Raw genomic sequence first — 24,370 nt, 5'->3', positions numbered from 1 at the left:
ATGAGACCATTTGCGCGCTTTCCTGCAGCATCGCCGCTTGGGAGAGACCGGCCGACGCCGGCGCCGAAGGAGCAACCGCCCCGGAAACTCTCAGGCAAAAGGACCTCGCGGCGCACACAATCTGAAAAGTGACCGACGGTCTCGCACCGCCGTGCCTCCCGGGCTCCTCCCCCTCCGGTAGCGCGGCACCTGCCAGCGACACCGCTTTCGGCCCGCCGAAGGAGTAACGCTCTCAGGCGAATAGACAGATGGGGCGCTCTCGAATCCTACGAAGGCGCCCCCGATGTCCACCCCTCTGAATACCCGCAACGAATTCATCGCGCGCCATATCGGCCCGCGCGACGCCGATACCAAGGCGATGCTCGACGTGCTCGGCTACGCCTCGCTCGAGGCCCTCACCGACAGCGTGGTGCCCACCAGCATCCAGGGCACCAGCGTGCTGCCGGCCGGCGACGGCCTGGGCGAAGCCGAAGCGCTCGCCGAACTGCGCGCCATCGCCGACAAGAACCGCGTGATGCGCTCGTTCATCGGCCAGGGCTACTACAACACGCACACGCCCGCGCCGATCCTGCGCAACCTGCTCGAGAACCCCGCGTGGTACACGGCCTACACGCCGTACCAGCCGGAGATCTCGCAGGGCCGCCTGGAAGCGCTGCTCAACTTCCAGACGCTGGTCGGCGACCTGACCGGCATGGAAATCGCCAACGCCTCGCTGCTCGACGAAGGCACCGCCGTCGCCGAAGCGATGACGTTCTGCAAGCGCCTGTCGAAGAACAAGGGCGCCAACGCATTCTTCGTTTCACGGCATTGCCATCCGCAGACGATCGACGTGGTGCGCACGCGCGCCGAACCGCTGGGTTACGACATCGTCGTCGGCGACGAATTCGCGCTGGACGACGTGGCGAAGTTCTTCGGCGCCGTGCTGCAGTACCCGGCGACGAACGGCGACGTGCACGACTACAAGGCGATCGTCGAACGCTTCCACGCCGCGAATGCGCTGGTCGCCGTCGCCGCCGACCTGCTGGCGCTGACGCTGCTCACGCCGCCCGCCGAATTCGGTGCGGACCTCGCCATCGGCAGCGCGCAGCGCTTCGGCGTGCCGCTGGGCTTCGGCGGCCCGCACGCGGCGTACTTCGCGACCAAGGATGCGTTCAAGCGCGACATGCCGGGCCGCGTCGTGGGCATCTCGATCGATCGCCACGGCAAGCCGGCCTACCGCCTGGCGATGCAGACGCGCGAACAGCACATCCGCCGCGAGAAGGCGACGTCCAACATCTGCACCGCGCAGGTGCTGCTCGCCAACATCGCGAGCATGTACGCGGTCTACCACGGCCCCGAAGGGCTGAAGGCGATCGCCGAGCGCACGCATGCGATGACGGCGATCCTCGCCGCGGGCCTGAAGCAGCTCGGCCTGCCGGTGGAACAGGGCACCTTCTTCGACACAGTCACCGTCGCCACCGGTGCGCGCACCGCGGAATTGCACGCGAAGGCGCGCAAGGCCGGCATCAACCTGCGCGAGATCGACGACGCACGCCTCGGCGTGTCGCTCGACGAAACCACGACGCAGGCCGACGTGGAAGCGCTGTGGTCGGTGTTCGCCGCCGACGGCGCCGCGATCCCGGGCTTCGACGCGCTGCGCAACACCGATGCCACGTTGCCGAAGGCGCTGCGCCGCACTTCGAAGTTCCTGCAGCACGCCGTCTTCAACCGCTATCGCTCCGAAACCGAGCTGATGCGTTACCTGCGCCGCCTGGCCGACTACGACCTCGCGCTGGATCGCACGATGATCCCGCTGGGCTCGTGCACGATGAAGCTCAATGCGGCAAGCGAGATGATCCCGGTCACCTGGGCCGAGTTCGGCGCGCTGCATCCCTTTGCGCCGTCGGACCAGGCGCAGGGCTATGCGCGCATGACCGGCGACCTCGAACAGTGGCTGTGCGAAGCGACCGGTTACGACGCCGTTTCGCTGCAGCCCAACGCCGGCTCGCAGGGCGAGTACGCGGGTCTGCTCGCGATCCGCGCCTACCATGCGAGCCGCGGCGAAGGGCATCGCGACATCTGCCTGATTCCCTCGTCCGCGCACGGCACCAACCCGGCGACGGCGAACATGGCCGGCATGCGCGTGGTCGTCACCGCGTGCGATGCGCGCGGCAACGTCGACCTCGGCGACCTGCGCGCGAAGGCCGAACTGCACGCCGACAAGCTCGCGGCGATCATGATCACGTATCCCTCCACGCACGGCGTGTTCGAGGAAGGCGTGCGCGAGATCTGCGAGATCGTGCATGGCCATGGCGGCCAGGTGTACATCGACGGCGCGAACATGAACGCCATGGTGGGCCTGTGCGCACCGGGCCAGTTCGGTGGCGACGTCTCGCACCTCAACCTGCACAAGACCTTCTGCATCCCGCACGGCGGCGGCGGTCCGGGCGTCGGCCCGATCGGCGTCAAGGCGCACCTCGCGCCGTTCCTGCCGGGGCATCGCACGGGACTTTCGCGCAAGGAAGGCGCGGTGTCCGCTGCGCCGTACGGCAGCGCGAGCATCCTGCCGATCACGTGGATGTACATGCGCATGATGGGCGGCACCGGCCTGCGTCGCGCGACGCAGCTGGCCATCCTCAACGCGAACTACGTCGCGCGTCGCCTGGAAGAGCATTACCCGGTGCTGTACGCGGGCCACGAAGGCCTCGTCGCGCACGAGTGCATCCTCGACCTGCGCCCGATCAAGGACAGCAGCGGCATCAGCGTCGAAGACGTGGCCAAGCGCCTCATCGACTTCGGCTTCCACGCGCCGACGATGTCGTTCCCGGTGGCGGGCACGCTGATGATCGAGCCGACGGAAAGCGAGTCGAAGGAAGAACTCGATCGCTTCTGCGACGCGATGATCGCGATCCGCAACGAGATCCGCGCCGTGGAGAACGGCACGCTCGACCGCGAGGACAACCCGCTGCGCAACGCGCCGCACACGGCGCAGGAAGTCGTGGGCGAGTGGACGCATCCGTACTCGCGCGAAGCCGCGGTGTATCCGCTCGCCTCGCTGGTCGCCGGCAAGTACTGGCCGCCGGTGGCGCGCGTGGACAACGTTTACGGCGACCGCAACCTGGTCTGCGCGTGCCCGCCCCTGGAGGCGTACGCCGAGTAAGACCCCGACGGGCCGCGTTGCTGCACTGCGCAACGCGGCCTCCGTCCGACCCGGCCAGCGGACCGTCCTTCGGCCGCGGCCTGCCGTTGGTCAGCCGCAGGGCGTCCTCATGGCCGGGGCGCCCCCGCTTGCACGACGCCAACGCCCGGCGCGCTAGCATTTCGCGCCATGGAGACTGCCGTCCTCGAGAAGCGCAGGCACTACCGACACAACGTGCTGTGCGCCGTCGTCGTCGCACCCAACGGCCATCCCCATGAAGGCTTCATCCTCGACCTGTCCGAGGGCGGTGCGCGCGTGGACCTCACGCCCGGCTGGACCCCCGCCATGGGCACCGAACTGCGCATGTTCTTCGACCTGCCCGACAGCGAAGCGATCACGCTGCAGACCGAGGTGGCATGGGTCGCCGTCGACCACATGGGCCTGCGCTTCGCGGCAGATCAATCGGCGGAAATCGAACGCCTGATGGAAGCGGCCGGCGCCGTGCATTGAGCGCCCCAGTTCCGCGCGAATGCGCGCGGATGTCCGGTAGAAAAATCTCTCGACCCCGAAAACGCCCGCGCGTGCATATCGCGCGGCCGGCGTTTCGCCTCTAATCCGCACCGGCCGCTTGCCCGCTCCGCGGAAACGACGGTCTGCCTCTTGGTGCAATTCGCTGCAAACAGGCGTCGCTTCCGATTCAGCGCTGCCTAGAATCGGCACAGCATCCATGAGGCGTTTTCGCGCATTCCGCCCAACACCAGGATCCTCCATGTTTCGAGTCATCATCGTCGACGACCATCCGATGGTCGCAGCTGCACTCAAAGACCTGCTGGAAACCCAGGAGCACTTCGAAGTCGTCGCCGTGCACGACAACGGTGGCTCCGCGCTTTCCGCGGCACGGATGCTGCAACCGGACCTGCTCATCATCGACCTCGGCGTCCCGGTGCTCGGAGGCGTCGAAGTCATCTCCCGCCTGCGCGCGGGCGGCGCGCAGTTCGGCATCCTCGTGGTGTCTGGCGGCGAGTCCCACGAAAGCGGCCTGCGCGCGCTGCGTGCCGGCGCCAACGGCTTCATCCACAAGACCGACGCCATGTCCGAGATCTCGATGGCGGCCCTGGTCGTGGCCCGCGGCAAGTCCTACTTCAACCAGGAGCTGCTCGCGTTGTCGGGGGACGGGCAGGCCGACGGTCGGCCGGTGTCGCGCCTGACCGAGCGCGAGTTCGAAGTGTTCCGTTGCCTCGTGGCAGGCCAGTCCAACCGCGACATCGGCAATCACATGCGCCTGAGCAACAAGACGGTCAGCGCCTACAAGATGAAGATCATGCGCAAGCTCGGGGCGCGCAACATCCGCGACCTCATCGAGCTGTCCCGCGAGACCGAGGCGCCGGTCTGAGCCAAGCGATCTGCGGCCGGGGGCGCCGAAGCCGAAGGGGACCGCCCGGGGAGGGGCAATGAATGCGTGGGCCCGGTGCGGGCCTGGTGGCCGGATCGCCGATCCGACGACCCGGTCGGCAAGCGCACGCGCGCCCCGCTGGTACCATGTGCCGACTGGCCCGCCGGTCCACCCGACCGGCCGTGCCCCACCCGCATTCGAGGACACGCACTCCATGGCACGTGGCATCAACAAGGTGATCCTGGTCGGCAATCTCGGCGACGACCCCGAGACCAAGTACACCCAGGGCGGCATGGCCGTGACGTCCGCCAGCCTCGCCACGACCTCCGTGCGCAAGGACAAGGACGGCAACAGCCAGGAACGCACCGAGTGGCACCGCCTGAAGTTCTTCGGCAAGGTCGCTGAAATCGCCGGCGAGTACCTGCGCAAGGGTTCGCAGGTCTACGTCGAAGGCTCGATCCGCTACGACAAGTTCACCGGCCAGGACGGGCAGGAGCGCTACTTCACCGACATCGTCGTCGACCAGATGCAGATGCTCGGCGGCCGCGGTGATGGCGGCGGTGGCGGTGGCGGCGGCGCACGACAGGAACGCAGCGGCGGCGGTGAACGCCCGGCGCGTTCGGCACCGCAGCGCCAGGAGCGTCCGGCCAGCGCGCCGCGCGACACCGCGCCGGCAGCGCGCGATTTCGGCGACGACTTCGCCGACGACGACATCCCGTTCTGATTGCACGCGGCCCGGGTTTCGCCCGGGCCGCTCGCTGTGCGCAAGGGGTTGCGCACTTTTCCCATCGCCGTTCAGGGGCGGCGACACGACTTGGCAGTGGAGGCTGATGTGACGACCTGGTTGGTGACCGGCGGTGCCGGATTCATCGGCGGTAATTTCGTTCTGGACGCGGTGCGCCGCGGCGTGCGCGTTGTGAACCTCGACGCGCTCACCTACGCGGGCAACCTCGATACGCTGGCGCCGCTGACCGGCAATCCGGATCACGTCTTCGTGCACGGCGACATCGGCGACCGCGCCCTGGTCGAACGCCTGCTGCGCGAACACCGCCCCGACGCCGTGGTGAATTTCGCGGCGGAAAGCCATGTCGATCGTTCGATCGACGGCCCGGCGGCCTTCATCCACACCAACGTCGTCGGAACGCTCGCGCTGCTCGAAGCGGCGCGCGATTACTGGAAGTCGTTGGAAGGCCAGGCGAAGGACGCGTTCCGTTTCCTGCATGTGTCCACGGACGAGGTGTACGGCTCGCTCGGCGACACCGGGAAGTTCACGGAAACCACACCGTTCGCGCCCAACTCGCCGTACTCCGCGTCGAAGGCCGCGTCCGACCACCTGGTCCGCGCCTTCCACCACACCTACGGGTTGCCGGTCCTCACGACCAACTGCTCGAACAACTACGGCCCCTACCAGTTCCCGGAAAAGCTCATCCCGCTGATCATCGCGCGTGCGTTGGCCGGTGAACCGCTGCCCGTGTACGGCGACGGCAAGAACGTGCGCGACTGGTTGTACGTGGGCGACCACTGCACGGCGATCCGCGCCGTACTCGAAGGCGGCCGCGTCGGCGAGACCTACAACGTCGGCGGCGACGCCGAGCGCCAGAACATCGACGTGGTGAAGACCATCTGCGCGCTGCTCGACGCCCGCCGCCCGCGCGCCGACGGCAAGCCGCGCGAATCGCAGATCACCTTCGTCGCCGACCGCCCGGGCCACGACCGCCGTTACGCCATCGATGCGGGCAAGCTCAAGTCCGAACTCGGCTGGGCGCCCGCGCACACCTTCGAACAAGGCATCGCCGATACCGTCGACTGGTACCTGTCGAACCAGGAGTGGGTGAAGCGCGTGACCGACGGCAGCTATCGCCTCGAACGCATCGGGACCGCCGCATGACCACCACCGCGCGCAAGGGCATCATCCTCGCCGGCGGTTCCGGCACGCGCCTGTATCCGATCACCAAGGCGATCAGCAAGCAGCTGCTGCCGGTGTACGACAAGCCGATGATCTATTACCCGCTGAGCGTGCTGATGCTCGCGGGGATCCGCGAAGTGCTGATCATCAACACGCCGCACGAGCAGGCGCTGTTCCAGAACCTGATCGGCGACGGTTCGCAGTGGGGCATGCGCATCGAGTACGCCGTGCAGCCCAGCCCCGACGGCCTGGCACAGGCCTACCTGATCGGCCGCGACTTCGTGGCCGGCCAGCCGAGCTGCCTCGTGCTGGGCGACAACATCTTCTACGGCCATGGCCTCACCGACCTGCTGCAGCGCGCCGATTCGCGCACCGATGCAGCCACGGTGTTCGGCTACTGGGTCCGCGATCCGGAACGCTACGGCGTCGCCGAGTTCGACGGCGAAGGCCGCGTGGTGGGCCTGGAGGAAAAGCCTGCGCAGCCGCGTTCGAACTACGCCGTCACCGGCCTGTATTTCTACGACGGCAACGCGAGCGACCATGCGGCGAAGCTCAAGCCCTCCGCGCGCGGCGAACTGGAAATCACCGACCTCAACCGCGTGTACCTCGAGCAGGGCAACCTGCACCTGGAAAAGCTGGGCCGCGGCTACGCCTGGCTCGACACCGGCACGCACGAATCGCTCGTGGAAGCCTCGACCTACATCGAGACCATCGAAAAGCGCCAGGGCCTGCGCGTGTGCTGTCCCGAAGAGATCGCCTACTTCAACAAGTGGATCGATCGCGCGCAGCTCGAAGCGCTGGCCAAGCCGCTCGCGAAGAACGGCTACGGCCAGTACCTGCTCAGCCTGCTGGAACACGGACGCGTCGAATGAAGGTCGTCGAAACCGGATTGCCCGGGTGCGTGGTGATCGAGCCCGCGGTGTGGGGCGATGCGCGCGGCTTCTTCTATGAAGCCTGGAATGCCGATCGCTTCGGTGCGCTCGGGCTGCCGACGAAGTTCGTGCAGAGCAACGTCTCCTCGTCCGCGCGTGGCGTGCTGCGCGGCCTGCATTACCAGTGGCCGAATCCGCAGGGCAAGCTGGTGAGCGTGCTCGAAGGCGAAGTGTTCGACGTCGCGGTGGACATCCGCCGCGGCTCGCCGACCTTCGGCAAGTCCACGGCCGTCGTGCTGAGCGCCGACAACAAGCGCCATTTCTGGGTGCCCGAAGGCTTCGCACACGGATTCGCCGTGATGTCCGAACGCGCGATCTTCAGCTATCTGTGCACCGCGGGTTACGACAAGGCTGCCGACGCCGGCATCCGTTGGAACGATGCGAAGCTGGCCATCGATTGGCCGCTCGGCCATCCCTCCTTGTCCGAGAAGGATGCGATCGCGCCGTTCCTCGCCGACGTCCCCGAAGATCGCCTGCCGGTCTACGTTCCATGAAGCTGCTGCTCCTCGGCGGCGACGGCCAGCTCGGGCAACGCCTCCTGCCCGCGTTGTCCCCGCTCGGCGACGTCGTGCCGACGACGCTCACCGGCGCGCTCGCCGACGGCAGTGCGTGCGAACGCCTCGACCTTACCGACCTCGACGCCATCGCGCCGCTGATCGAACGCATCGCGCCCGACGTCGTGGTGAACGCCACCGCGCATACCGCCGTCGACAAGGCCGAGAGCGAACCCGAGCTCGCGCATCGCATCAATGCCGAAGCGCCCGCGCGCATCGCGCAGGCCTGCGCTGCGCGCGACGCAAGGCTCGTGCATTACTCCACCGATTACGTGTTCGACGGCCACGGCACGCGCCCGTATCGCGAAGTCGATCCCACTGCGCCGCTCGGCGTCTATGGCCGCACCAAGCGCGCCGGCGAAGAAGCCGTGCAGGGCAGTGGCGCGCGCCACATGATTTTCCGCACGGCGTGGGTGTACGACGTGCACGGCCACAACTTCCTGCGCACGATGCTGCGCGTGGGAGCCGAGCGCGACGAACTGCGCGTCGTGTCCGACCAGGTGGGTTCGCCGACGCCCGCGTGGCTGCTCGCCGACACGACGGCGACGATCCTGCGTCGTCCAGAACATCGCAATGGCCTGTGGCATCTCACCGCCACCGGGCAGACAAGCTGGCACGGCTTCGCGACGGCGATTTTCGAAGGTGCCGTCGCACGCGGATTGCTGGCGAAAGCGCCGCGTGTCGTGCCGATTCCTTCGTCCGAATACCCGACACCGGCTGCGCGACCTGCGTATTCAGTCCTCGACACTTCGGCGATTCGTCTCGACTTCGGTCTTGCCTTGCCCCAATGGGCAGACGCGCTCGCGAACACGCTGGATCGCATGAAACCCTGAAAAAACAGCGGCGCGCATCAATTCGTGTGCGCCGCCTGCGTCCTTGCTTCGAACGCGTGCATTTCGAGCTAGGACATTTCCCAGTACGACGATTCCCTCGCGCCTCGTAGATTCGGCCGCACATGCAGTCACGCATGCGGACGAGGGGTTGGGCGATGAATCGTGTTTTCCAGGTGATCTGGTCCCATGCGACCGGTGCATGGATCGTTGTGTCGGAATCGGCAGCGCGCCGACGTGGTGCGCGTGCGCACGACGGGCGCAGCGCGATCGCGCAGCATCGCCTTACGCTTGCATTGCTCGCAGCGCTGGGCCCATGGACCGCCGCGCATGCGCAAAGCGTGTTCTGGGACGGCAACGACACCACCGCGAACGCCGACGGCGGCAACGGCAGCTGGTCCGAAGGCGGCATCAACTGGGACAGCGCGGCTACCGCGGGCGCGAACACCGCATGGAACGGCACGGTTCCCCTGGACGCGGTGTTCGGCGGATCGGCCGGCACCGTCATCATCGCGGGCGCCGGCGTCACCGCGCACAACGTCACGTTCAACGTCGCCAACTACACGCTCAACGGTGGGCCGCTGACATGGGCGGGACCAATCCCACCATTTCGGTCGCGACGGGAAGTGCCGGCATCACGTCGATCGTTGCCGGCACTTCGGGCTTGGTGAAATCTGGCGCAGGCATCCTGCAACTCAACGGCGCCAACACCTACACCGGCGTGACGAGCGTGCAGCAGGGCATCCTGCGCCTCAACAACACGCAAGCATTGGGGCTCGCGGGCACGGCGGCATCGAACCTCCTGGTCGCCAGCGGCGCGGAAGTGGATTTTGTCTCCGGGGCATTCGCGCACAACCTCACTGCCTCGGGCTCGTTCTCGATCGGGGGCGCCGGCACGTGGAGCGGTGCGCCGACGCTCACGGCCAGCGCGAACATGAAAGTGTCCAGCATCACGCAGACCGGCGCATGGAGCGATACGGGCGCGAATGTCTTGTCCGTCATGGTGAGCGGCAGCGCCGTGTTCGCCGGCAACAACACCTATACCGGAACAACCACCCTCTCGTCCGGCCAGCTCGCGCTCAACAGCGCCGGCGCGCTTTCGCCCAACACCAATCTCGCCATCGCCGGCACGTTGGCCACGCAGTGGAACGACGTGGTCGCGCTCACGTCCGCGAACGCCTCGTTCACGCGTGCACTCGGCACCGGTGCGAACGAGGTGCGATGGACGGGCAGCGGCGGCTTCGCCTCCGTCGGCACCGGCACACAGGTGGTCAACATCGGTGGCGCGGGCGCGGCGCTGACCTGGGGCGTTACGCCCAACTTCCTCGCGACCAGCGGTCAATTGCAGCTGGGCACCGGCAACAACGCATTGGGTAGCGGCACGCTCGATTTCCAGAATGCGCTCGTGCTGCCCAATGCCGGGACGACCTACGACCTCTCCGCATACAACGGCATCGTCGGCGGTACCAACGCGCGCGCGAAGATCTCCGGCGTCATCTCGGGTGCGGGAAACCTGCGTGTCGGCGGCGACGTCGCCGGTGCGCCCACGGGTCTCATCGAACTGAGTGGCGCGAACACCTACACGGGCAACCTCGTGCTCGGAGGTGGCACCGCCTTCGGCAACGTGCTGCTCAACAACGCAACCGCGGCATCGACGAGCGGCGGGATCGTCCTGGCCGGCACGGCCACCTCGACGGGCAACACGCTGGCGCTCACGCCCACGAGCGGTGACTTCACCCGCGCGCTCGGCACGGGCGCGAACCAGATCCGCTGGGCCGGCAACGGCGGCTTCTCCGCCGCGTTCGCGAATCGCTTCGTCAACATCGGCGGCGCGGGCGCGACGATGACCTGGGCCAGCGGCAACTTCATCCCGAACGGCAACTGGCTTAACCTCGCGGCCACCAACGCCGGCAACGCGGAGATCGATTTCCGCAACCCCATCGACTTCAACGGCGCCTCGCGCACCGTCAACGTCGGCACGGGTGGCACGGCGCGCCTGAGCGGCTTGCTGAGCAACGGTGGGATCAACTACCAGGGCGGCGGGCAGGTCACCGCTTCCGGGCTCAATACGTATGCCGGCATCACCACGATCGGTTCGGGCACGACGGTCGTGGTGGACACCATCGGCAACGGTGGCGCCGCAGGCAACCTCGGTGCGGCAAGCAATGCCGCGGCGAACGTTGTGTTCAACAGTGGCACGCTCATCTACACCGGCGCCGGTGAAACCAGCGATCGCAGCATCACCCTCGGCACGTCGAATGCGACCCTCTCGGCCAACGGCAGCGGCGCGCTCCGCCTGCGCGCCGCAACCGCCGCGGCGGGGGCGCACACGTTGACGCTCAACGGCACCAGCGCCACGGCCCTGTCGAACGAATTCACCGGCGTGCTTTCCAATACTGGCGGCGGCACGCTCAACGTGCTGAAGAACGGCACCAACACCTGGCGCCTGTCGGGCCTGAACACCTACAGCGGCACCACGACCATCAACGGCGGCACGCTCGAAGTCACCAGCCTGCAGAACGGCAACGTCGTCTCGAGCCTGGGGCAGAGCAGCAACGCCGCCTCGAACGTCCACCTCAACAACGGCACATTGCGTTATCTCGGTTCTGGCGGCAGCACCGATCGTGCGATGTCGCTCGACAACAGTGCGACGCTCGAGTCGAGCGGCTCCGGCGCGATCGCGTTCACCAACACGGGTGCGATGCAGAACACCGGCGGCAGCGGGCAGGGCGTCGTGACCTTCACGCTCGGCGGTACGAACACCGGCAACAACATCTTCGCCACCGCGCTCGGCGACATCTCGAACGCCAACAACGAAAACATCTTCAGCACGGGGCTGGCGAAGGCCGGCATTGGCGCGTGGACGATCACCGCAGCCACGCCCAACTACACCGGCAACACCACGATCTCGGGCGGCGTGCTGTACGCGGGCAGCGCGGGCGCCATCACAGGCGGCCTCGGCACGGCGTCCACGGCGGCCTCGCATGCGACTTACGTCGTGCCCACGCCGATGAGCAGCCTCATCAACTTCAGCGGCGGCGTCCTCGGCCTCACCGCGGCGAGCGGCGACTTCACGCGCGGACTCACCACCGCGACGCGTTCCTTCAACGACAACGGCACCGTCGGCGTCGGCAACCGCGCAGACGATCGCTTCATCCACGGCGTGCATTGGACCGGCAGCGGCGGCTTCGCCGCGGTCGGCGGCGATCGCATCGTGAACATCGGCGGGGCAGGCGCCACCATGACCTGGAACACCGGTGGCTTCGTGCCCGGCAGCCAGGCGCTGATGTTCAGCCATGCGAGCGCGGACAGCATGGTGGCGTTCCTCAATCCGATCGCGCTGGCCGGTGTGATGCGCGCGATCGATGTTGCCAACGGGAGCGCCGCGGTCGATGCGGAGATGCGCGGCGTGCTGAGCGGCGCAGGGTCGAGCGGATTGCAGAAGCTCGGCACCGGCACGCTCGCGCTCACCGCGGACAACACCTACGCAGGCGCGACGCAGATCGACGCCGGCACGCTGAAGGTCGGCAACGGTGGCGCAACCGGCACGCTCGGCGGCGGCAGCGTGACCATCGCAGCGCCCGCCACGCTCGCCTTCGACCGCAACAACGCCTACACCGTGACACAGGCGATCTCCGGCACCGGCACGCTCGCGCAGCGCGGCAGCGGCACCACGACGCTCGCAGGCACGGACGCGGTGGGCACCATCGAGGTCACGGGGGGCACGCTCGACATCGACAACCGCCTGCGCGGCGACACCCTGCGCATGGGCAATGCGACCTTGAACGTGGACGGCACCGTGGAATCCAACAGCGGCGGCGCCGCCACGCTGGTGGATGTCGGCGGGACCGACAGCGTCCTGCGCGTCAACAGCGGCGGCACCTTGCGCGCCGCGGGCTCGCTCGGTGACGGCAACGACAGCATCGTCGCGGCGGGAACGCTCGATGTCGCAACAGGCGGGATCGACCTGGGGAGCGGCGCCGATGCGATGACCGTGTCGGGCACGTTGCTCGGCAGCGGTGCGCTCCAGTTGGGCGCGGGCGACGACTCGCTGACGCTCGACGACGGTGCCGACATCACCGGATTCGCGGGCGTGTTCGATGGTGGCGCGAATGTCACGGCGGACATGTTGCGGCTGGACAACAGCGGCGCGCTGACGTTGGGCGCGGGCAAAGTCGTCAACTTCGAAACGCTGGTCAAGGACAACACCGGCGTCGCCACGCTGCAAGGCACCAACGCCTTCCAGACCGCGGCCTTGAACGGTGGCACGCTCGACATCCAGGGCGACTTCACCAGCAACACGCTCGCGATGGGCGATGGCACCACGCTCGATGTCAACGGGACCTTCGGCGCTGCCGGCGGACTGCAGGCGACGATCACGGGCAGCGCAGGCGCCAACACGGTCGTGGTGGCGGGCGGATCGACGTTGCGCGCCACCGGGGATCTCGGCGACGGCGCGGACGTGCTCGATCTCGCAGGCACGCTCGACACGGGTGGCGGCACGCTTTCGCTCGGTGCCGGCGACGACGTGTTCCGCACACACGATACAACGGCGGTCATCGGCAACCTGGATGCGGGCGCCGGCAACGACATGCTCGATGTCGTGGTGAATACCGGATTCACGGTGCCGTTCGGCGGATTGACCGGGTTCGAGTCGCTCGGAAAATCAGGCGGCGGGACCATGCAGGTTAACGGCGCTGCATCGTTCGACAGCGTGCAGGTCAATGGGGGATTGCTCGCTGTGACGTCGACCGGAAGCGTCGGCGCGCGTGCGACGACGATCGCTGCAGGTGCAACGCTGCAACTCGATGGCGCCTACAACGGCACGGCTGGTGCGGACACGTTCGACATTGCAGGAACACTCACCGGAACGGCGCCGGTCTCCCTGGGCGCGGGCGACGACGTGCTGACGCTGCACGACGGCGCGACGCTCGGCGCGCTCGTTGACGGCGGTGCGCATTCGACCAGCGATCGCATCGTGCTGCAGGCGGATGAGGACTTGGCGTTCGACGGCACGAATACCGTGAACTTCGAATCACTGACCAAGCGTGGGGCGGGCACCGCGACGCTGGGTGGCACGCTCACTTACTCGGGCGGCACGGCACTCGAAGGTGGCAAACTCGTCGTGGGCGGCACGCTCATCACGCCCACGCTGTCGATGAAGGACGACACCACATTGCGCGTGATCGACCATGCGGTCAGCACGACCGGCGAAGCCATCGCGATCACGGGCTCGGATGGCAGCAATCGCATCGAAGTCGATGCCTACGGGCACCTCGCCGCTAACGGCGATTTGGGCGACGGCAACGACGTGGTGGATCTCGCCGGCACGCTCGACACATGGGGTGGCGTGCTTTCGCTCGGCGCGGGTGACGACACGTTCCGTACGCGTGACGCGGTCTTTGCCACCGTCGTCGGCGACATCGATGCGGGCCCGGGCATCGACTTGCTCGACGTTGCGGTCGATTCAGGCAACACCGTGCATTTCGATGGGCTGGCCGGCTTCGAATCGCTCGGAAAATCCGGCGCCGGCACCCTGATAGTGGGTGGATTTGCGGATTTTGACAGTGTCGTCGTCAGCGATGGCCGGCTCGACGCGAGCACGGATTCCGTCCTCACCACGCGCACGCTGAACATCGCGAGTGGCGCGACCTTGAGCGTCACCACCCTGCTGTCGGGTACGGCGGGCGACGACACCGCCACCATCGCCGGTCTCGTGACGGGTCCGGGCCGCATCGACTTCGGCGCCGGCAACGACACGCTCGTCGTGCAGGACGGCGCGGATTTCTCCGGCTTGTGGTCACCAGTGGATGGAGGCGCGGGCAACAACCTGCTCGTCACCGACATCGCCACGAGTGCGACGCTCGGTGGCGTCGCGAACTTCCAGTCCTTGTCGAAAACCAACATCGGCACCTTGCACATCGACGGGCCGGCGGCGTCGGCGTTCGGGAATGTCGACGTGCAGGGCGGCACGCTTCTCGTGGGCGCGTCCGCAGCGGTCACGGGACTTGCGGGGTCGCCGATGTCCACGCGCGTTGCATCCGGCGCCACGTTGCAGGTCGACGGCGCCTACGGCTGCAGCGATGGCAACGACACGATGGACGTGTCGGGCACCGTGGCGGGCAGCGGCACGATCGACTTGTGCGCGGGCGAGGACACGCTGACGCTGCACGACGGCGCGGTGCTCGCGAATGTCGTCAGCGGCGGCACGCATGGCACGGGCGATACGGTGGTGCTGGATTCCGCGGCGTCGATGGACTTCGATGCAGGCAGGACGGTGCAGTTCGAAAGCTTGCGCAAGCAGGGCGCCGGCGTCGCGACGCTCGGCGGCAGCGGCACGTTCGACACAGGCACGGCCATCGAAGGCGGCACGCTGCAGGTGGCCGGCGCGCTCGCCACATCGTCGATTGCGCTCGCCGACGACACGACATTGCGCATCGACGGCACGGTGGGCACTGGCGCCGGCGCAGCCGCGACGCTCGCGGGAACGGGCGCCAACAGGCTCGTTGTCGGCGCTGGCGGCCAGGCGTACCTCACTGGCGACCTAAGCGACGGGAACGACGTGGTCGACGTCGCCGGCCTGCTCGACACGCGCGGCGGCGCCTTGTCGCTGGGCGATGGCGACGACACGCTCACCGTCGAAGACGCGGCGCAGATCGTCGGCCTCGTCGATGGCGGCGGCGGCGCGGACACGCTGGTGACGGACATCGCGACGCAAGCGCACCTCGGATCGGCGGTGAACTTCGAGGGGCTGCTGAAGACCGGCACCGGCGTACTCGCTGTCGACGGAACCGCGCCTTCGGTCTTCGACACCGTCAACGTGCAAGGCGGCACGCTATCGGTGGGCGCGAACGCATCGCTAATCGGCGTTTGCGAGCTCACCGTCGCGAGCGGCACGACCTTGCGCGTGGACGGCGCGGTCGTCGGAACGGCCGGCAGCGACCTCGCCGACATCGGCGGACGCGTTGAAGGCGCGGGCCGCGTCGATCTCGGCGACGGCGACGACCGCCTGTGGCTGCACGATGCCGCCGACACGCACGCGTTGGCATCGGCCATCGATGGCGGTGCAGGTTTCGATACGATCGATGCGTTCGTCGAATCGGGATCCCTCGAACTCGGCCCTACGATCCGCTTCGAGACATTGAACAAGGAGGGCGCCGGCACGTTGGTCTTGTCGGGTGCGGAGGCCTTCGATGCCACGCGCATCGACGGTGGAACGTTGGCGGTCGGCGCGGATGCCACGCTCGCGAGCCATGCGACGACGGTCGCCTCCGGTGCCACCCTGCGCATCGACGGGACCTTCACCGGCACGAGCGGCGACGATACGTTTGCCTCCGCCGGTCGCGTCATCGGCGCGCTCGACTTCGGCGCGGGCAACGATCGCATCGATTTCGCGGGAGGCGACTTGTCCGGCCTCGCCGACATCGAAGGCGGTGCGGGCAACGACACGCTCGGCTTCCACGGCATGGCGCTCGACGGCGGCACGCTCCCGCAGTTCGCGAACATCGAACGGATGTCGTTGCTGGACGGCAGCACGCTGCAACTCGCGCAGGCTTTGTCGCTCGTGGGCGGCACGCTGGCGATCGACGGGACTTCATCGCTCACCGCGCGCGACGGCGCGCACATCGCAGGCTCGCTTGAAAACGCCGGCACGATCCAGGTAGACGAAGCCCGCATGGCCATCGACGGCGACTACACGGGCAGCGGCAATGCGCTTCTGCAGGTCGCCGTGTCGCCCACGCGTGGCACGGCGGGCGGACTGGACATCGACGGCGATGTCCGCGGCACCACGCGCATCGCCTTCGACGGCGACGGCAGCACCGTCACGCAGTCCACCTCCATCAAGATCGTCGACAGCCCGAACGATGTCGCGGGCGAGGGGACCTTCGTCGTCGCCGATGCGAGCGGCAACGTGATCCGCCTGCCCGGCAGTGCGCTCGACTGGACATTCGGCCAGGACGCCACCGACGGCGCCTGGTACCTGCACACCGACGCATCGTCGTTGCTCCCGGAAGTCCCCGGCTACGTCGCGATCCCGACCATCGGCACGATCACCGCCCGCGCACCGATCGACCTCGCCTTCGGTCATCTCGCAGGCCAACGCGACGATCGCATGCAATGCGGCAAGCAGGATACGCAAGGCAAGCGCGCGAGCACGCAGCAGTTCGACGATTGCCACGGCGCTTGGGCCGCGGTGGGTGTCGACGAAATCACGATGGGCGCCAACCCGGGCGTCGCCTTCAGCGGCGATGGCACGAGCCTGACCATGGGCGCGGACATCTTCGGCCACGACAGCCCGTCGAAGACACTCCGCGGTGGCATCTTCGCCGCGATGCAACGTGGCAACTACTGGGCGACGGGCGAGGCCTCCGGCGCGCTCGCCGCGAACACAAGCGCCAACATCCGCACGCAAACGTCCGGCTTCGGCATGTACGGCACCTTCGCGTCGGGCAGTGGCCTGCACTTCGATGGCACCGCCTTCGGCCAACTGCACGCGGACCATGTGGGCACGCACGACGGATTCCGCCAGAAGGTGATGGGCGAATCGCTGTCGGTGGCTTTGCGCGGGGGCAAAACGTTCACGCCTGCGCAGGGCTGGACGTTGGAGCCGCACCTGCAGGTGGGCGGCATCGCGTCGCATTGGCGCGACCTGGTGGATGCGAGCGGCAAGCGCGTCGAGCTGGTCGACGACACGATCGGCACGGCGCGCGCGGACCTGCGCATCGAGCATGCGTTCGAGCGAAGTGGAACGCAGTGGAAGCCCTGGATGACTGTCGGCGTGGAAGACACGTTCGGCGAAAGTGCGCAGGCGATGCGCGTCGGTGCGACGGCGCTGCCCAACCACGCGCTTGGCTTGGCGACGACCGTCGATGTCGGCTTCGAGGCGCGCACGGGGCGCAACTTCAGCTGGTTCGGCACGCTCTCCTACGGGACGAGCCTGCAAGGAACCGACGTCGATCGCCAGCAGGCCACGATCGGAGCTCGCGTGCAGTGGTGAGCTTCGGCCTCCACAAGACGGGCGTTCCGCCGCCACAAGACGGGCGTTCCGCCGCGAGCTGCCGTGTGCTCCTCGCCGCTCACATACCGCAGCTCCCGTCGAGGAGCACACGGCAGCTCACGTCGGCCCGCTCGCGATCGGATGTTTGCGCGGAGCGTCTGGAAGCCGCGTGCCACCGCGATGCGATCGCCTGCGCCAACTTCCGGCTGCGGACGGTCGGCACTTTGCCCCCTCGCTCGCTGCATCGGCATGTGCGTCCCGCTTCGGAGGGCAAGGTGCCTAGATATCAATTGTTGGGGACGTACCTTCGGTCCGAAGGGGCGCGTGCTCACAAACCTCGCTAGGCACGTTGCCTGCCGAAGGTGACGCACGCGACGGCGCAGCGCCGAGGTGGGCGACGGGCCGACCCTCAGAATTTACGGTGTAGGCGCGTGAGGTTCTGCTTGCGGCGCGCCGTTCTCCCAGACGCTCCGCGAAAACATCAAGTCGCGAGCGGAGCGACGTGAGGTGTCGTGTGTGTCTTGGCCGCGACTTGTCGTATGGAGTGGACAAGACACACACGACACCTCATGGCGATCCGCCGATCTAGTGGAGCACAGCAGAGCAGCGTCACTTCACCCCATGCATCCAGCGCCGCAGCAAGGGAGCCAACACGAAAAACACCAACGCGGCTCCAAGCCCGATCCACACCATCAGCTGGAACAGATGCCCGTACTTCCCGGCAGCCTCCACCGCATCGATCGCCCCACTCTCAGGCACATCGATCGACGCAAGCTTGCCGAACTGCGCCGCGAGCACCTCCGAATACGCCGTCGCCAACCAGAACCCACCCATCATCAAACCGACCACCTGCGCCACCGACAACTGCGTCACCGCCGACAGGCCGATCGGCGACAGGCACATCTCGCCGACCTCCAGCAGGAAATACGCAAGCACCAACCACCACACGCTCGCCAACGCACCCTGTGCATCGATCGAATGCGCCGCCGACAACAGCGGCAGGAAGGCGAGGGCGGCGAACAACAACCCGATGCCGCTCTTCGCCGGCTTGCTCGGGTTCCAGCCGCGCGCCTCGAGCCACGGCCACAACCACGCGAACAGGGGAGAGAGCAACACGACGAAGAACGAACCGAGGAAGGTGAGCGAGCCGGCCGTCTGCGGCACCAGTACGACGTCGCGGAAGCACGCGACCGCCATCGCCAGGACCCAGATGGCGACCAGCGCGCGCGCCATCCCGAGCTTGCCGGCGTCGCTCGACTTCAGCGCCATCACGATGATCACCGGCGTGCCCACCATCAGCCACACGGACCACGGCAGCGTGCCGCTCGCGTCGCTCACCATCGACGGGAACATGTCCTTGGTCATCAGGCGGTCGGTGAAGGTGAGCCACGAGCCGTAGGTCTGCTCGTACAGGGTGAAGAACACCAGCACGCCGAGGATCAGCACGATCAGCGCGACCATCTGTTCGCGTTGCACGCGATTGCAGCGCGCGATGAGATACCAGACGAACCACAGGCCGAACGCCAGCGCGACCAGGTGCATCGCGTTGTGTACCGTGGCCGTGCGCTGGATCAGCTGCCAGACGACCGCCACGCCGCCGACCGCAAGCAGGTAGATCCACCATTCCCTCGGCAGGGCCGCGACGCGTTGCTTCAGCGCCGCTGGATCGCGCGGTTCCGCGTGCCCATGCAAGTATTTCTGGCCCCACAGGAACATCGCCAGGCCCGCGATCATGCCCACGCCCGCCGCGCCGAAGCCGTACTTCCACCCATAGGTCTCGCCGAGGAAGGCGCAGATCAGACCCGCGAACAAGCCGCCGACGTTGATGCCGGCATAGAACAGCGTGAAGCCCGAATCGCGCCGCGGATCGTCTTCGGCGTACAGCTTGCCGACGATGGTGGAGATGTTCGGCTTGAGGAAACCCACGCCGACGATGATCAGCGCGAGCGAGAGATAGAAGATCTGCAGCGCGCCTTCATCGCGCACCATCACGCCGTTGACGCGATGCGCGTCGTGGCCTTCCACCGCCATGCCCAGGTGCCCGAGGCACAGCAGCACGCCACCGAGGACCACCGCCTTGCGCATGCCGAGCCATCGGTCGGCGACCAGCCCGCCGATCACCGGCACCGCGTAGACCAGGCCGCCGTAGGCGCCGATCAGGTCGTAACCCGAGTCGTCGTTGAAGCCGTGGTGTTTCAGGAGATACAGCAACAACAGCGCCTTCATCCCGTAGAACGAAAAGCGCTCCCACATCTCGGTGAAGAAGCAGACGAACACCCCTTTCGGGTGCCCGAGGAAATCCTCGCTGCGCGGAATCTCGGTATAGGCGGTGACGGCGGACACGCAGGCTCCCCCCGGAGTGATGCGCCCGGAGTGTAGCCGGGGCGGCGCGGGGAGGGCGGGTGCCCGAGGTCCCGGGCGGCAAGCGGCCGCGGGGCTTGCCGTCGCCGGGGGCGCCCACTAGGGTGGGCGGGCTTTTGCCCCGGCCCAACAGGACTCGCCCGTGAGTACACCGCACCTCGCCGCCGCACCGCGGACCGAATTCACCCTGCGCGCCCTGGTGCTCGGGGTCGTGATCACCCTCGCATTCACCGCGGCCAACGTCTTCTTCGGCCTCAAGGCCGGCCTGACCTTCGCCACCTCCATCCCCGCCGCCGTCATCTCGATGGCGCTGCTGCGCAACTTCAAGAACACGTCGATCCAGGAAAACAACATCGTGCAGACCGTCGCTTCGGCGGCCGGTACGTTGTCCTCGATCATCTTCGTGCTGCCGGGCCTGGTGATCATCGGCTGGTGGACGGGCTTCCCGTACTGGGCCTCGTTCCTGATCTGCGCCCTCGGCGGCATCCTGGGCGTGATGTATTCGATCCCGCTGCGCCGCGCGCTGGTCACCAACTCCGACCTGCCGTATCCGGAAGGCGTGGCGTGCGCCGAAGTGCTCAAGGTGGGCAGCCCGGGCGACGAAGCCACCAAGCACGGTGCCGAAGACAGCCGCGCGGGCCTGCTGGCGGTGACCTGGGGCGCGATCGTCGCCGCGGTGTTCGCCGCGATCGTCGCCACGCGCACCTTCACCAGCGACGTGAAGAGCTACTTCCGCGTGGGCGAGGGCGTCACCGGTTTCGACTTCGCATTGTCGATGGCGCTGTTCGCGGTCGGCCACCTCGTCGGCCTGTGGGTGGGCCTGGCGATGCTGCTCGGCGCGTTCATCGGCTGGGCCTGGGGCGTGCCGCACTTCTCCTTCCTGCATGAAGCGACCGGCGGCAGCCTGGAAGACATCGCGAGCGCGACGTGGAGCACCAACGTGCGCTTCATCGGCGCCGGCACGATCGGCGTCGCCGCCATCTGGACGCTCGGCAAGCTGGTGAAGCCGGTCGTCAGCGGCCTCACCTCGGCGATGGCCGCACAGCGCGTGCGCAAGGCCGGCGACCTGGCCTCGCTGCCGCGCACCGAGCACGACATCCCGATCACGATCGTCGGCGCGGTGATGCTCGCGTGCTTCGCGCCCATCGCGTGGATCCTGTCGAACTTCGCCACGGAGACGGGCCTGGGCGACCACATGTGGCCGCTGGTGCTCGGTGGCCTGCTCTACATCGTGGTCATGAGCTTCCTGGTGTCGACGGTGTGCGGCTACATGGCCGGCCTGATCGGTTCGTCGAACAGTCCTTTGTCCGGCATCGGCATCCTCGTGGTGATCGGCGCGGCGCTGCTGCTCGTGTTCGGCATCAAGCCGCTGCTCGAGCCGGGCCATGAAAAGGGCCTGGTCGCCTTCGCGCTGTTCGTCACCGCGGTGGTGTTCACCGTGGCGGCAATCGCGAACAACAACCTGCAGGACCTGAAGACCGGCCAGCTCGTCGACGCCACACCGTCCGCGCAGCAGTGGGCGCTGGTGGTCGGCGTCATCGCCGGCGCGGCGATCATTCCCGTCGTGCTGGACGTGGTGAACGAGGCCTACGGGTTCGTCGGTGCGCCGGGCGCGACCGCCAAGGCACTCGCCGCACCGCAGGCGGGACTGATCTCCGCACTCGCGATGGGCGTGATCCAGAACAACATCGACTGGAGCCTGATCCTCATCGGCGCGGGCATCGGCGTGGTGCTGATCATCGTCGACGAAGTGCTGCGCCGCACGACCAAGGGCGCGCACCTCTCCCCGCTCGCCGTGGGCCTGGGCATCTACCTCCCGACGTCCTCGACGTTGATGGTCGTCGTCGGCGCGATTGCCGGCTGGTACTTCGACAAGCGCGCCGATCGCAGCGCCCGCCCCGAAGCGACCAAGCAGCTCGGCGTCCTGCTGGCCTCCGGCATGATCGTGGGCGAAGGCCTGATCGGCGTGCTGATCGCGGGCATCGTCGCGTTCAAGCTGTTCCCGCTGGCCATCGTGGGCGACGAATTCGCCAACGGCCCGGCCGTGTGGCTCGGCGGCATTGCCTTCGTCGCCGCCATCTTCTTCCTCTATCGCTGGACCGAGCGCATGGCGCGCACGGTCAACAACGCCTGATCGGGTATTCCCACATGAACCTCCGTCCTGCCCTGCTGTCCCTCGCGCTGCTGTCGGCGCTTCCCATCGCGGCGCATGCCGCGCGCGGTTTCGAAGTGCGCGACCTCGCCAAGCTCGATCGCGTGTCCTCGCCGGTGCTTTCGCCGGACGGCCGCAAGGTCGTGTTCGCCAAGCGCGTCGTAGACTTCGCCGCCAACAAATCGAGTACGTCCCTGTGGATCGAAGACCTGTTCGCGCGCGACGCCGCACCGCCCGTGCGCCTCACGCCGGAAGGCTGGAACGTCAACTCGCCGGAATACTCGGCCGACGGCACGCGCGTGTACTTCCTCAGCGCGAAGTCGGGTTCGATGCAGCTCTACGCGATCCCGGTGGCCGGCGGCGCGCCGGTGCAGCTGACCGACGTCGCGCTCGACGTGGGCGCGTTCAAGGTGTCGCCGGACGGCAAGCACGTCGCGCTGGGCATGGAGGCTTACGCCGAGTGCAAGGCCGACCTGGCGTGCACCGCGAAGAAGGACAAGGACAAAGGCGAGACGAAGGCATCGGGCAAGCTGTTCGACCATCTCTTCATCCGCCACTGGGACGCCTGGAACGAAGGCAAGCTCAATCGCCTCTTCGTGGCGCCGCTCGGCGAGGCGAAGATCACGCAGGCCACGCTCGTCGGCGCCGACGTGATCGGTGACGTGCCTTCGCGTCCGTTCGGCGATTCCAGCGAATTCACCTGGTCGCCCGACGGCAAGTCGCTCGTGCTCTCCGCGCGCAAGTCCGACGGCAAGGAACCGTGGTCGACCAACTTCGACCTCTTCCTCGTCAATGCCGACGGCACGGGCACCGCGAAGAACCTCACCCCGAACAACCCGGCGTGGGACACCGGCCCGGTGTTCGCGAAGGACGGCAAGACGCTGTACTACCGCGCGATGCAGCGCCCGGGCTTCGAAGCCGACCGCTTCGGCCTGATGGCGATGGACATGGGCAGCGGAAATGCGCGCGAGATCGCGCCGAAGTGGGACGTCTCCGCCAATGGCATCGTGTTGTCGGACGACGGCAAGTCGATCTACACCACCGCCGAATACGTCGGCCAGGCGCCGATGTTCCTGGTGGACATCGCCAGTGGCGAAGCGAAGACGCTCGTCGCCGACGGCACGGTGACCGCGCTCGCCGTCGCCGGCCCGACGCTGGCCTTCACCCGCAACTCGCTGCAGTCGGGCGACGTGCTGTACGCCGCGCAGTTGGATGGCAGCAACAAGCGCGCGATCACGAAGACCGCGGGCGAAATGCTGCCCGACGTGAAGTTCGGCGATGCGCAGCAGTTCCAGTTCAAGGGCTGGAACAACGAAACGGTGCACGGCTACGTCGTGAAGCCGTGGAATTACCAGCCCGGCAAGAAGTACCCGGTGGCCTTCCTCATCCACGGCGGCCCGCAGGGCAGCTTCGGCAACGGCTGGAGCTATCGCTGGAATCCGCAGACGTACGCGGGCCAGGGCTACGCGGTGGTCATGATCGACTTCCACGGCTCCACCGGTTACGGCCAGGCCTTCACCGATGCGATCAGCCAGCACTGGGGCGATCGCCCGCTGGAAGACCTGCAGAAGGGTTGGGCCGCGGCGCAGCAGCAGTTCGACTTCCTCAACGCCGACAAGGCCTGCGCGCTCGGCGCGTCCTACGGCGGCTTCATGGTCAACTGGATCGCCGGCAACTGGAACGAACCGTGGAAGTGCCTGGTCACGCACGACGGCGTGTTCGACCAGCGCATGATGGGGTTCGCGACGGAAGAACTGTGGTTCAGCGAATGGGAGAACGGCGGCACCGCCATCGACCATCCGGAGGGCTACGAGCGCTTCAATCCGGTGAACCACGTGAAGAACTGGAAGAAGCCGATCCTCGTGGTGCACGGCCAGCAGGACTTCCGCATTCCGGTGGAGCAGGGCATCGGTGCGTTCACCGCGGCACAGCGCCAGGGCATCGAATCGAAGTTCCTGTACTTCCCCGATGAAAACCATTGGGTGCTCAAGCCGCAGAACAGCGTGCTGTGGCACGACACGGTCAATGCCTGGCTGAAGCAGCACATCGGCGACGAGGCGAAGTAAGCCGCAACGGCTGGTCGGGCGCTGGTGACCGACAAGCGGCCGGGGTCAGCCCCCCGGCCG

13 protein-coding genes and 1 riboswitch are annotated in these 24,370 nt (G+C 67.4%); of the genes, 12 read left to right on the top strand and 1 reads right to left on the bottom strand.

The features are described from left to right. Positions 1–28 precede the first annotated feature (28 nt). Positions 29–116, top strand: a riboswitch (glycine riboswitch). A gap of 167 nt (positions 117–283) precedes the next feature. From gcvP to LVB87_RS00270, 10 genes are all read left to right on the top strand, one after another. Next, entirely contained in the window at positions 284–3,139 is a 2,856-nt protein-coding gene (gene gcvP / locus LVB87_RS00320; protein WP_232898936.1) for an aminomethyl-transferring glycine dehydrogenase, read from the top strand. Between the two features lie 168 nt (positions 3,140–3,307). After that, a complete protein-coding gene (locus tag LVB87_RS00315) occupies positions 3,308–3,628 on the top strand; it encodes a PilZ domain-containing protein (RefSeq protein WP_232898935.1) in 321 nt (106 codons plus the stop codon). A 259-nt stretch (positions 3,629–3,887) separates the two neighbouring features. Further along, complete coding sequence (locus tag LVB87_RS00310; protein WP_232898934.1) at positions 3,888–4,511, top strand: response regulator transcription factor; 624 nt, start codon at positions 3,888–3,890, stop codon at positions 4,509–4,511. A gap of 214 nt (positions 4,512–4,725) precedes the next feature. Beyond that, entirely contained in the window at positions 4,726–5,235 is a 510-nt protein-coding gene (ssb, locus tag LVB87_RS00305) for a single-stranded DNA-binding protein (protein ID WP_232898933.1), read from the top strand. Between the two features lie 108 nt (positions 5,236–5,343). Continuing rightward, positions 5,344–6,399 (top strand): dTDP-glucose 4,6-dehydratase, encoded by a 1,056-nt coding sequence (gene rfbB, locus LVB87_RS00300; RefSeq protein ID WP_232898932.1) that lies wholly within the window; start codon positions 5,344–5,346, stop codon positions 6,397–6,399. Further along, the gene (gene rfbA, locus LVB87_RS00295) at positions 6,396–7,289 is read left to right on the top strand and encodes a glucose-1-phosphate thymidylyltransferase RfbA (protein WP_232898931.1); all 894 of its coding nucleotides are present in this window, start codon (positions 6,396–6,398) and stop codon (positions 7,287–7,289) included. The genes rfbB and rfbA overlap by 4 nt, the downstream gene beginning before the upstream one ends. Further along, positions 7,286–7,843 (top strand): dTDP-4-dehydrorhamnose 3,5-epimerase, encoded by a 558-nt coding sequence (gene rfbC, locus LVB87_RS00290; protein WP_232898930.1) that lies wholly within the window; start codon positions 7,286–7,288, stop codon positions 7,841–7,843. Before rfbA ends, rfbC begins: the two co-directional genes overlap by 4 nt. Further along, the gene (gene rfbD / locus LVB87_RS00285; protein ID WP_232898929.1) at positions 7,840–8,736 is read left to right on the top strand and encodes a dTDP-4-dehydrorhamnose reductase; all 897 of its coding nucleotides are present in this window, start codon (positions 7,840–7,842) and stop codon (positions 8,734–8,736) included. Before rfbC ends, rfbD begins: the two co-directional genes overlap by 4 nt. 155 nt (positions 8,737–8,891) lie before the next feature. Further along, positions 8,892–9,404 carry an ESPR-type extended signal peptide-containing protein gene (locus LVB87_RS00280; RefSeq protein WP_232898928.1) on the top strand — a complete coding sequence of 171 codons (513 nt, stop codon included), beginning with the start codon at positions 8,892–8,894 and terminating at the stop codon, positions 9,402–9,404. Next, positions 9,401–17,731, top strand: a complete 8,331-nt coding sequence (locus LVB87_RS00270; protein ID WP_305067747.1) for an autotransporter-associated beta strand repeat-containing protein — start codon at positions 9,401–9,403, stop codon at positions 17,729–17,731. Before LVB87_RS00280 ends, LVB87_RS00270 begins: the two co-directional genes overlap by 4 nt. Before the next feature lie 609 nt (positions 17,732–18,340). Here the strand turns inward: LVB87_RS00270 and LVB87_RS00265 are convergent. Then, the gene (locus LVB87_RS00265) at positions 18,341–20,074 is read right to left on the bottom strand and encodes an oligopeptide:H+ symporter (protein WP_232898927.1); all 1,734 of its coding nucleotides are present in this window, start codon (positions 20,072–20,074) and stop codon (positions 18,341–18,343) included. A 160-nt stretch (positions 20,075–20,234) separates the two neighbouring features. Here LVB87_RS00265 and LVB87_RS00260 point away from each other — a divergent pair, with 160 nt between their 5' ends. Next, positions 20,235–22,226 (top strand): oligopeptide transporter, OPT family, encoded by a 1,992-nt coding sequence (locus tag LVB87_RS00260; RefSeq protein WP_232898926.1) that lies wholly within the window; start codon positions 20,235–20,237, stop codon positions 22,224–22,226. Between the two features lie 14 nt (positions 22,227–22,240). After that, positions 22,241–24,310, top strand: a complete 2,070-nt coding sequence (locus LVB87_RS00255; protein ID WP_232898925.1) for a S9 family peptidase — start codon at positions 22,241–22,243, stop codon at positions 24,308–24,310. Positions 24,311–24,370 lie beyond the last annotated feature (60 nt).

This window comes from Lysobacter sp. KIS68-7 (assembly GCF_021284745.1).
Lineage (GTDB): Bacteria > Pseudomonadota > Gammaproteobacteria > Xanthomonadales > Xanthomonadaceae > Noviluteimonas.
Note: the sequence above shows the minus strand (reverse complement) of the source record. Positions and strands in the feature narration are given on the sequence as shown.

Bases quoted from the DNA above. Each gene is read 5' to 3' on its own strand.
- gcvP (WP_232898936.1), top strand. From the start codon at position 284: ATGTCCACCCCTCTGAATACCCGCAACGAATTCATCGCGCGCCATATC.
- LVB87_RS00315 (WP_232898935.1), top strand. From the start codon at position 3,308: ATGGAGACTGCCGTCCTCGAGAAGCGCAGGCACTACCGACACAACGTG.
- LVB87_RS00310 (WP_232898934.1), top strand. From the start codon at position 3,888: ATGTTTCGAGTCATCATCGTCGACGACCATCCGATGGTCGCAGCTGCA.
- ssb (WP_232898933.1), top strand. From the start codon at position 4,726: ATGGCACGTGGCATCAACAAGGTGATCCTGGTCGGCAATCTCGGCGAC.
- rfbA (WP_232898931.1), top strand. From the start codon at position 6,396: ATGACCACCACCGCGCGCAAGGGCATCATCCTCGCCGGCGGTTCCGGC.
- rfbC (WP_232898930.1), top strand. From the start codon at position 7,286: ATGAAGGTCGTCGAAACCGGATTGCCCGGGTGCGTGGTGATCGAGCCC.
- rfbD (WP_232898929.1), top strand. From the start codon at position 7,840: ATGAAGCTGCTGCTCCTCGGCGGCGACGGCCAGCTCGGGCAACGCCTC.
- LVB87_RS00280 (WP_232898928.1), top strand. From the start codon at position 8,892: ATGAATCGTGTTTTCCAGGTGATCTGGTCCCATGCGACCGGTGCATGG.
- LVB87_RS00255 (WP_232898925.1), top strand. From the start codon at position 22,241: ATGAACCTCCGTCCTGCCCTGCTGTCCCTCGCGCTGCTGTCGGCGCTT.